The sequence below is a fragment of the Pseudomonas sp. V98_8 genome (genome assembly GCF_029967975.1).
Lineage (GTDB): Bacteria > Pseudomonadota > Gammaproteobacteria > Pseudomonadales > Pseudomonadaceae > Aquipseudomonas > Aquipseudomonas umsongensis.
The window spans coordinates 73,039-82,514 of the sequence record NZ_JASCAE010000081.1 but is presented as its reverse complement, the minus strand read 5'-3'; the positions used below and the strand labels follow the sequence as shown (position 1 = coordinate 82,514).

Annotated in this window: 7 protein-coding genes; all 7 read right to left on the bottom strand. The window is 60.0% G+C overall.

The window, feature by feature from the left end; all coding sequences use genetic code 11:
* Positions 1 to 51: 51 nt before the first annotated feature.
* Positions 52 to 2,715, bottom strand: a complete 2,664-nt coding sequence (tssH, locus tag QLG10_RS24750; protein WP_282488205.1) for a type VI secretion system ATPase TssH — start codon at positions 2,713 to 2,715, stop codon at positions 52 to 54.
* 142 nt (positions 2,716 to 2,857) lie between these two features.
* On the bottom strand, positions 2,858 to 3,349 hold the full coding sequence (locus QLG10_RS24745; RefSeq protein WP_110755165.1) for an Hcp family type VI secretion system effector: 492 nt from the start codon (positions 3,347 to 3,349) through the stop codon (positions 2,858 to 2,860).
* 34 nt (positions 3,350 to 3,383) lie between these two features.
* A complete protein-coding gene (locus QLG10_RS24740; RefSeq protein WP_282488204.1) occupies positions 3,384 to 5,099 on the bottom strand; it encodes an OmpA family protein in 1,716 nt (571 codons plus the stop codon).
* 10 nt (positions 5,100 to 5,109) lie between these two features.
* On the bottom strand, positions 5,110 to 5,790 hold the full coding sequence (gene tssL / locus QLG10_RS24735) for a type VI secretion system protein TssL, short form (RefSeq protein WP_282488203.1): 681 nt from the start codon (positions 5,788 to 5,790) through the stop codon (positions 5,110 to 5,112).
* Positions 5,787 to 7,142 carry a type VI secretion system baseplate subunit TssK gene (gene tssK, locus QLG10_RS24730; RefSeq protein WP_110755168.1) on the bottom strand — a complete coding sequence of 452 codons (1,356 nt, stop codon included), beginning with the start codon at positions 7,140 to 7,142 and terminating at the stop codon, positions 5,787 to 5,789. Before tssK ends, tssL begins: the two co-directional genes overlap by 4 nt.
* Positions 7,139 to 8,701, bottom strand: coding sequence for a type VI secretion system contractile sheath large subunit (tssC, locus tag QLG10_RS24725; protein ID WP_282488202.1), 1,563 nt, complete (start codon positions 8,699 to 8,701; stop codon positions 7,139 to 7,141). The genes tssK and tssC overlap by 4 nt, the downstream gene beginning before the upstream one ends.
* Before the next feature lie 34 nt (positions 8,702 to 8,735).
* Positions 8,736 to 9,239 carry a type VI secretion system contractile sheath small subunit gene (tssB, locus tag QLG10_RS24720; protein ID WP_282488200.1) on the bottom strand — a complete coding sequence of 168 codons (504 nt, stop codon included), beginning with the start codon at positions 9,237 to 9,239 and terminating at the stop codon, positions 8,736 to 8,738.
* Positions 9,240 to 9,476 lie beyond the last annotated feature (237 nt).

Sequence of the window (9,476 nt, the reverse complement as noted above, 5' to 3'; positions counted from 1 at the left end):
CGAACTTGTGGCGGGTGTGGTTGAAGAAGATGCGCGGTTGGGTGCTCATGGTCAGGCCTCCTTGGCGACGCTTGGCATCGCTTCCTGGGAATCGATAAACCGCAGCGTGATGCCTTCATCGTCGCTGAAACCCAAGGTCACTCCCCGGGGTTGCTGATGGGCAGCCTGCCGCTGCAAAAGCTGCTGGCTAAGCACCGGCAAAATCTGCTGATTGAGCAAGCTGTCGATGTTGCGCGCGCCGGTATCGGGCAGCAGGCAGGCGGCGACCAGGGCTTGCTTGAGCGCGTTGTCGATCTGGCAGGTGAGGCCGTAGTGGCGTTGCAGGCGCTGGGCGACCTTGGCGAGTTTTTGCGCGACGATGCGCTGCATTGCGTCGCCTCGCAGAGGGCGGTAGATCAGGGTCTGGAAGCGCGCGAGCAAGGCCGGCTGGAAGTGCTCGCGCAACAGTGGCCGCAGCAACTCCTGCAGGGCGCTGTCGGGCGCTTCAGGGTATTGCTGCACGCAGGCTTGCAGTTCATCGCTGCCAAGATTGGAAGTCATGAGGATGACGGTGTTGCGAAAGTCGATTTCGCGCCCTTCACCGTCGCGCATGAAACCGCGATCGAAGACCTGGTAGAACAGGTTGAGCACGTCGCGGTGAGCCTTCTCCACTTCGTCGAGCAATACCACGCTGTAGGGGCGCCGGCGTACCGCTTCGGTGAGTACGCCACCTTGGCCGTAACCTACGTAACCCGGTGGCGAGCCCTTGAGTTGGCTGACGGTATGGGCCTCCTGGTACTCGGAGAGGTTGAGGGTAATCAACGACTGCTCGCCACCGAACAGGCAGTCGGCCAGCGCCAGGGCGGTTTCGGTCTTGCCAACGCCGCTGGTGCCTACCAGCAGGAACACGCCCAAGGGCGCCTGCTCTTCGGTCAGGCCGGTCTTGGCCGCGCGCAGGCGCCGGGCCAGGGCGCCGAGAGCGTGATCCTGGCCGACGACGCGGTCACTCAATTGTTGCTCCAGTTCAAGCAGGCTGGCCTGTTCGTCCTTGAGCAGACTGCCGAGCGGCACGCCGGTCCAGTCAGCGATCACCTCGGCCACGCTGCGTGGGTTGACGTCCAGCGAGAGCAACGGCTGGCTGCCCTGCACTTTCGCAAGCTGTTGTTGCAGCCGAGTACAAAGCGAGATCTGCAGGGGGTCAGCCTGACGTGCATCAAGCAGTTGGCGGGTAAGGTCGAGTTCGTCGCGATACTGGCGCACCAGCGCAGTGTGCTGGTCTTGCAGGTCGACCCGTTGCGCATCGATCAAGGCAAGGCGTTCGTCAACGCTGCAATCGCAGAGTTGTGCATCCTCTGCCAGTGCTTGCCGTTCAAGCCCCAGGGCCGCCTGCCCGGCTTTGAGCCTGACCAGTGCCTGAGGCTCGCAATCAAGGCTCATGCGCACCCGGGCACTGGCGGTGTCGAGCAGGTCGACGGCCTTGTCGGGCAGTTGTCGACCGGTCAGGTAACGCCGCGATAGCGTGACCGCGGCCTGCACCGCCGCATCCTGGATGTGCACGCCATGATGGCTGGCGTAACGCGCCTTCAGGCCACGCAGCATGAGGCAGGCATTGTGGTCATCCGGCTCGTCGACCTTGACCTTCTGGAAGCGTCGCTCCAGGGCGGCATCGCGCTCGAAGTACTGCTTGTATTCGCTCCAGGTAGTGGCGGCAATGGTGCGCAATTCGCCCCGGGCGAGTGCGGGCTTGAGCAGGTTTGCCGCGTCGGCACCGCCCGCCTGGTTGCCCGCGCCGATCAGGGTATGGGCCTCATCGATGAACAACAGCACCGGGTTTGCCGATTGCTGCACGGCATCGATGACATTTTTCAGGCGCTGCTCGAACTCGCCCTTGACCCCGGCACCCGCTTGCAGCAACCCCAGGTCGAGAGTGCGCACGCTGACTGGTTTGAGGCTGTCCGGAACGTTGCCCTCGACGATGCGCAGCGCCAACCCTTCGACCAGCGCGGTCTTGCCGACGCCGGGCTCACCGACCAACAGCGGATTGTTCTTGCGCCGACGACTGAGGATATCGATGACCTGGCGGATCTCATCGTCACGGCCGAATACCGGATCAATCTGCCCTTCCCGGGCCTTGGCGGTGACATCTTGGGTAAACCTGTCCAGCACGGCCTGAAAGGCATCGTGGTTGCCGATGGCGGATGAAGGCTTCCCCAGCCCATCAATCGACGCCGGTGCCTGATCAATAGCAGCCTCTTGCTGCACCTGGGGGCGCTCTTCGGAATGTTGATCGAGCAGCACGAACAAATGCTGCAATTGGGTTTTGCTGATGCTGAACAGTGGCCAGGCTGCTTCACAAGCCAGCAGTTCGGGTGACTCCAGCAACGCGCCGAGCAAGTGGGCCGAGCGCAGCTGTTCCTGGCTGTCCAGCGAGGCGCGCAGCCATGCGTTACTGATCAATTGCTGCAATTTGCCACACAGCTGCGGCTTGCTGTGAACGCTACGCGGGAGTGTGTCCAGGTGTTCAAGCAGTCCGCGCCAGAGAGCGTCCAGATCCCATTCATAGCGACGGGCGATGAGCGTCAGGTCGCCCTCACCCTGTTCAAATAACTTGAGCAACCAGTGCTCGATTCTGATGTAGCCATGGGCTCGACTTTGGCACAGAGTAGCCGCCGCGCTCAGCGCCTGGGCACAGTAGGGATTGAGACGGCGAAGCAAGCGGGAGGCGTTCTGTACCATGGGGGTACGTCCTTGTCTTGAGTGGAGTGCTTGTGATCCAGGTGCCGGCGATGAAGCTCGGTGGGCTGGCTGAGCGCCCATGCAAGGACGCTCAACACGCAACATCGAACCCGCAGGCATGTGTAACTACGGGCTCAGTGTCTTAAGCGGACTCGCGTTCGTCCCAGGCATCGGAGTGACTGAAGTTGCCCTCGGCGAACTTCCAGGTGATCTTCTCGTAACGCAACTGGACGTCTTCCAGGTGATTGTGTTTTTCCTTTGTCGGGTCCTTGATGTCGTGCATTTTCGTCACGACGCTCACGACCTTTACGTTTTCAAGTAGAACGGTGTAGTAAACGACCTCTTGGCCCGCGTCATCGATGCGATACCACTTGAACTCGGCGCTCTTGAACGTCTGTCCTTGGGACGCGCCCTTGAGCAAGTAGACGCTGGCAGCATCGATTTCCTTGGTGAACCTGAACGGAGTGTGAATCCGTGTGCCTGTCAGCTTGCCGGTGTTGTTGTCAGTGGGAATGGTCAAGCCATGATCCTGGGCCAGTACCTCGATGCTGCCCTGGCGCCCTATCACATCGACCGAACCCTTGATGTCCGCATCGCCATCATTTTTCAGCCACAGGTAAACGGGAATTGCCATGTGAAGCTCCTTCTCTCAGAACATGAATGCCGCGTTAGGCGACAGGGGGTTGCAAGTCCGATCCCGCGGCAGGGAACACGCAGGCTCCCGGCTCCGGCACCAGACGAATATCGACACGGCGGTTAGCGCTTCGCCCGGCCTCGGTGTCATTGCTGGCGATGGGCTGGCTCGCACCGAAACCCTGAACCGCAAAGCAACTTCCAGGGATGCCGCCCATGTGCTGCATCCAGTCGTGCACGGCGGCAGCTCGGGCGCGGGACAACTGCAGGTTTTGTTCGATGCTGCCGGTGGCATCGGTATGGCCGCTGATCACGATGAGCCAGCCAGGCTGGGCCTTGATGTCGACCAAGGCGTTGATCAGAACCTTCGTCGAGCCGGCTTTGAGCTGGGCGCTGCCGGTGTTGAACAACGACAGGCTGTCCAGGCGCACCGGCGTTGAATTGCCCGCAAGTCTTGGCGCCTGCAAAGGATGACGGTGACCGGCAATCGTCGACTGCAGCCGGATGCGCAAGCGCTCGCCTCGATAAAGGCCGAGTCCGAGCGCCAGGGGAGCGCCATGTCGGTAGTAGCTGTCCAGGCGCAGGGCATCCTCGCGCAGCACCGCCAGCGCCTGCTCGCGCTGAATGAATTCGGGCCGCTCGGGTTGCCCTGTCACCGGGATGGCGTCGTAACGACGCAAGTCGTCACTGACCTGGCGGACCAACAGGGTGTTCTGCCAGGCCGAGCTGGCCAACGCTGTTATCCCGGCAACGGCGAACAACCACCAGGCGATGACGTTCGCACGGCGCAAGGGAGCGCGTTGAGCCTGCATGGGAAGCAGCGCCAGCAACGGATCGGGGAAAGGCATGGATACACCCTGCCCCGGCTCAGCTTGTCTGGCGTCAAGCAGTGCAACCTTGTCGCGCAGCCATTGTTGCCACAAATTGCCCGTGACTGATTGCGCGAGCAGCGGTACGAAGGTGACAGCACAAACCTTCGGCAGACCCTCAGGATCGCGGGCATCGCGGGGCGACAAGTGAGGCAATACCGCGTGATCGAGCCATGCCACGACACTGTTCAGTTTTACGCTGGCGTGCATGCGGGCCGCGCGCGTTGCACTGTCTGGAGGGTGCCTTTGCCAGTCGGCCAGGCTGATGCAGGCTCCGGCCTCGCGTACCCTGGGACTATCCTCTGCGTCCTCCCAACTGAACCAGGCGCCTTCTGCGGCCGGGGCTTGCAAGTAAGTCGTCAACAGTAGCGGCAACGCAATGCCGCCCTTTCGGACGATACCTAGCTGATAACGCAAAGCACGCACCCGTGCAGCCAGTACGGCACTGTCGTCCTGCTCGGCCGGATTGACGATGAACATGACGCTGAGCTGCCTACTCCATTCCGGGCGCAGTGTCATCAGGCTGGTGGTGAGCGCAGGCAGTTGCTCAAGCTCGGGTACCCGCAGATAGCAACCCTGGCGGGTTGTGCGCAAGGCCAGTTGTTCCACGGGTGTCTCGCCGAACAACTCCACAAGACCATCGCCACAGACCAGCACCAACGGTTGGCGGTAGGCTGCCGGAGGCAACGATGTATTCTCGGCCAAAGTCAATGATGCGCACATTGCGCGGCGCCCCAGCCGCTTCCAAGCCAGGACCATGACGCAGACAACGGCCAGAACAGCCATTGCCCGCAACCCCCAGGTCAATGGCACGACCATCAGCAAGGCCAATGACAGCGCGCCCGCCCACAACCAGAGACCGCGCATCTGGGCCAGCGTCATTGGCCTCATTTCAGGCCTCACCGGGCAAAACCGAGTTGAGGAGATTGGCCAACAGTTGGTCAAGCCCCCACCACAAACCGACGAAGAGCATCCCCACAAGCAGACCATGGGCCAGCGGCGAATGTGTCCACAAACGCATGCGCAGTCGCTGTCCGATCTTCACTGTTGTCGCCAGCGAACGGCTGAGTCCCAAAGGTGCGACCTGCACATGGAACGCGCTCAACAACTGCTCGCGCTCAGGGTCGCCGGCATCGCGGTAACGCCCCTGGAAGCCCAGCATCAACACCCGATGGAACACCGTCAGCACCAGTGGATCAGGTGCAGGCTCACGCAAGACTTCGCGCATGTCTTCATACAGGAACTCGCCCGCCTGGTGGCGATTGAAGAACTTCGCTTGCAAGGGCTCTTTCGTCCAGGCATCGCGAGCCTGCGTTTCGATACGGAGTACGGTTTCATCGAGCAAAGCGCACTGGGCATGGCTGATGTGATCGATGCTGCGCGGGGCCAGGCCGGCGTGCTCGAGCAACTGGCGAACATGCTCGACCTGCTTGACGCAAAGGTCCCACAGCGCCGTGCCAGCGAGCGTTGATGCCCCCTGGCGCAGTTCCACCACCAGCAGGTAGCTGTCCTGCAGCAACGCGTCGATATCCACCGCCAGTGCGGTAGGTTTTCTTGAGGCTTTCAGGTTCATGTGCGCAACACCGCAAAGAGTTCAAGTTTGACCTCGGCCAGCGTGCTCGGGACGTAAAACGCGCAGACCCCCGCAGCGAGTACCGCCTGGCCCTTGGCGTGGTCGAGATCCAGGGCGAAATACTGGTTTTCCAGCCTCAGTGGAATGGCAGCCGGGACATGGCTGAGCGACTGCAACGGCACACCGTCGAGCGCAGCGTTGATCAGCTGATCGACTTCATCCGGCGTGCCGATCTTGCACAAGCGCGGGAACTGGCTCTGCACCTGTGCTGCCGGCAAGCGGCAACGCACTGACAGATAGAAATCCGCACCTTCACGCTCACGCAGACGTGGGTCATTGAGGCTGACCCTCCAGCGATTGGCGCCGTCCTGCGTAAGCTCCAGGGCAACGACACGCGAAGGCAGGCTGGCCTCCAGCAAGGTGGAAACCAGGCGCAACAGCGGTGCAAAGACGCTTTCCAGATGCTCATGCCGGTAAGGCGGGATCTGCTCGATATCGTGTTCAAGGGAAAAGGTCAGCAGGCCTCCGGCCAACTTGGCCAGTTCCCGATAAACCTGCTCGGGATGCTGTGCCGGATGGGCCTTCAGATCAGCCAGAATCGGTTGATAGGTGTTCAAGGCATTGAGCAGCCAGAACAGCGATACATCGGCTACGGCAAAATCGGCCATGCGCTGGTTACTTTCACGACGCATGCCCATCAGCCGTTGGCGCTTGGCGGACAACTGGGTCAGCAGGTTATCCAGCTGAGCCAGCAATCCAGGATGAGCCGCGAATTCGAGCAATGGCGGCACATAAGCGCTGTCGATGCCCCATGCACCCTGCCCGTCCCGCAGCAGGCGCGCGATCGGGCAGGTCAGGTAATCGGCGTTGTCGTCGTGGGCAAAACGCAAGCTCAGCACGTGTTCGAGCACGCCGATCTGTTGCGCCTCGCCATCGTACAAATCCTGCACGTTGCGCCAGTCCTGGCGATAGCGCGTCGGCCGCTCGACCTTGGTGGTATCGAGCAGACAGTTGTTGCCATTGGCCTGTTCGAGCGGCAAGGCCAATAGCACCGTAGCGTCCTGAACTTCACTGGCAAGCAGATGGGCCACTTCCAGCGCAGAAGGCAGGCGATCCACCAGATCAGTATCAATACAGGTGCCGTCAGGCATGCGCAGGCACAAACGGGTGGCCTTGAGCTTGCCCAGGCGCAGGGTCTCCAGGTCGAACGCCACCGCCTGGACACCCCAGGGATGGACCAGGGACAAATGCGCCAGACGTTCGTTGGACCAGGCTTCCCAGCGTGCCTGTTGCTGGAACTGCTGGGGGCACAGCAGTGCCCCCGCAGACCATACGGGACGGTCGATTTTCAAGACCCGGTTACTCCGCGACCGCCGCCGGCCTTGAGCTTGGGCATCTGCGACACCAGCGAAAGATTGACGTCCATGCCCTCCACCTGGAAGTGCGGCACGGCATACAGCTTGACGCGGAAGAAGCCCGGGTTGTCCTCGATGTCTTCCACGGTCACCTTGGCATCACGCAGCGGATGCGAGGCCTGCAGGTCGTCACCCGGATCGGTCATTTCGGTCACCAGCCCGCCGATCCACTTGTTCAGCTCCAGTTCGAGCAAGCGCCGGTCCTTGGTGGTGCCGATGTTTTCGCGCTGGATCAACTTCAGGTAATGCGCGATCCGCGACAGCAGGAAAATGTACGGCAGGCGCGAATTGATCCGGCTGTTGGCGGTCGCATCGGCGGTGTCATACAGGGCAGCTTTCTGAGTTGAGTTGGCCGAGAAGAAGCACGCGTAGTCGCGGTTCTTGTAATACGACAGCGGGATGAAACCGAGGTCCGCGAATTCGAATTCGCGGGTCTCCGGGATCATGACTTCCGAAGGGATCTTCACCTGGTTGCCGGTGCCAAGGTCGTACAGGTGGATCGGCAATTCAGTGACTGCGCCGCCCGACTGCGGCCCGCGGATCTGCACGCACCAGCCATTGGCGATGAAGCTCTTGACCATGTTGGCGGCAAAGGCGAACGAGGCGCTGGTCCACAAGTACTTGTCGTGGTCAGGGCCCTTGACGCTCTCGACATAGTTGAAGCTGCGCACCGGGACGGTGTCCGGCCCATAAGGCAGGCGCCCCAGGACACGGGGCATGACCAGGCCGATGTAGCGGGCGTCGTCACTGTCGCGAAACGCTTTCCATTTCAGGTATTCGGCACGGTCAAAATAGTTGCCGATGTCCTTGATGGCGGCCACTTCTTCCATCGAGCGCTTGCCGAAGAAGGCCGGGCCGACCGTGCCAATGAAGGGCATGTGCGCGGCGGCCGCGACTTTGGAAATGTTGCGCAGCAGGGCGATATCCTGCGGCCTGCAATCGAACTCATAGTTGGAGATCGCGGCGGCAATGGGCTCCCCGCCCGGAGTGTCGTACTCCTGAGTGTAGGTATGCATGTACAGGCCGCTTTGGGCAATTTCCGGTGCATCGTCGAAATCCTGGACCAGATGCTCCTTACTGATATCGAGCAATTCAATGCGCACGTTCTGACGAAAATCGGTCTGGTCGACCAGCGACTTGACCCCGCGCCAGGTTGACTCGACTCGCTGGAAATCGGGGTGGTGCATCACCGCATCGAGTTGCCGGCTGATTTGCGCATCCAAGGCTGCAATATGTTCGTCCAGCAGCACTTTATCCAGGCGTTCGACTTTCTGCGAAGACTGCTTAAGCAGTTCAAGGAACACACTGACTGCCGCCGTGACTCGCTCATCAGCGGACACTTCGGACAGCGCCTCGGTATTTTGAAATACCTCGATACTACTCAGCGTTTCGATTGGGTGGAGATTGATTTTTTCAAACAGCGCGCCATATACGCCCTTTTCTTCCGACAACACTGTAGCGCCGCGCGATTGCACGTTAGAACTTTCGATGGACATTAAGGTAAATTCCCTTTAAACGAACCGAAGTGGATTAACGATTTTCTTCCGGCACCAGCTCGGCCAACTCGGCTCGCAACTCGTCACTTAGCGCATCATCCTTGAGGATACGTTCCAGCTCATGACGAAAGGTGGCATTGTCCAGCAGGTTCGACTTGAGGTCGCGCAAGAGGTTGCGCATAGCCAAAAGCGCGCGCAGGTGCGGGATTTGCCGCGCTACCTGCTCCGGTTCGAAGTCCTTCATGTGCTGGAAACTCAACTCGACCGAGGTGTCGCCAGCGTCATCGGCCAGGGTGTTTTCCACGGCCACTTTCAAGACCGGAGTAAACTCAGCCAGGACGCTATCAAAGTTGTTTTTGTTGATTGAGAACTTGCTCCGAGCGGATAAAGAACGCTGTTCCCTGCCATTACTGTAGTCACCCATGACCATCAGCTTGAGCGGTAATTCGACTTTCTTCTGCGCACCGCCGGTATGCAGGTCGAGTTTTATATTGACCCGCGCCTTCGGCACTTCATTCTGGAAACTGCTTGAAGCCATAACCCCTCCCGTTTTATCGTGACAGCCACTGCCCTGGCAACAATTTGCAAGACCCGGCGAGATAATTCTAGACAGTCAAATAAAAAGTTTTCGCTGTAACTTTAAAACTTCATTTCAATATAAATCCATGCACAAGATTTTTTTCGCTCTCCTACAACAACAGTGAACTATCCTACTTCCACATTCCACCCCCCCAATGCACTTTGGGAAATTTCGCACTTAAATACGGAAACTGCC